The organism is Agrobacterium sp. MCAB5, from assembly GCF_052114365.1.
GTDB lineage: Bacteria > Pseudomonadota > Alphaproteobacteria > Rhizobiales > Rhizobiaceae > Agrobacterium > Agrobacterium tumefaciens.
In genome coordinates, this window is sequence record NZ_JBFREP010000163.1 from 1 (window position 1) to 567 (window position 567).

At 55.2% G+C, this 567-nt stretch carries 1 protein-coding gene; it reads left to right on the forward strand.

Going from position 1 to position 567, the window contains the following annotated elements:
* Window positions 1-414: SbtR family transcriptional regulator (locus tag AB4Z23_RS27995; RefSeq protein WP_441361241.1), on the forward strand; the 414-nt coding region annotated here is incomplete at its 5' end.
* Window positions 415-567 lie beyond the last annotated feature (153 nt).

Sequence of the window (567 nt, forward strand, 5' to 3'; positions counted from 1 at the left end):
CTGGTGATGGAGGTCTATCGCTATGAGATGTTGCAGGTTGAAAAATACGCCGAACATCTGCTCCAGAGCCGCCCGCCTGACCTAGCTTTGCGTGAGTGGATGGCTCGTCTTGCCGAGTACGCCATGACCAAGGCTGGCCTGGCCGATGCAATACGCGAGATGTCGAGTTTGGGGGACTGTGCAGGAAAGGAGAGTTATGCCCCGGTGGTCGCTGCAGCCCAGTCCTTACTTGATGCAAATGAGAAGGCGGGCACCATTCGCCCCGGCATCACCGCTGATGACTTTTTTCTGGCCATTGCCGGTATTTGGCAGATCAACTTCAACGATGAGTGGAAACCCCGGTTGGGTTGGCTGATGGACTTTGTTATGGAAGGACTACGCGCCGGCGCGCCGGCACGGCGTGCCTCCGCGTAAGTTGTTAAGACCATTCGATTCACACGGGGTGGTGATAAGCGGTTAGTAAAACCGATAACAGCAGGAGTGCAGGAACTTAAATGAGGATGCGACGATGGAGACACGTTGCCACGCTCCTAAGGCTAAAGCCTACTTCATGCACCTTCGGAATGC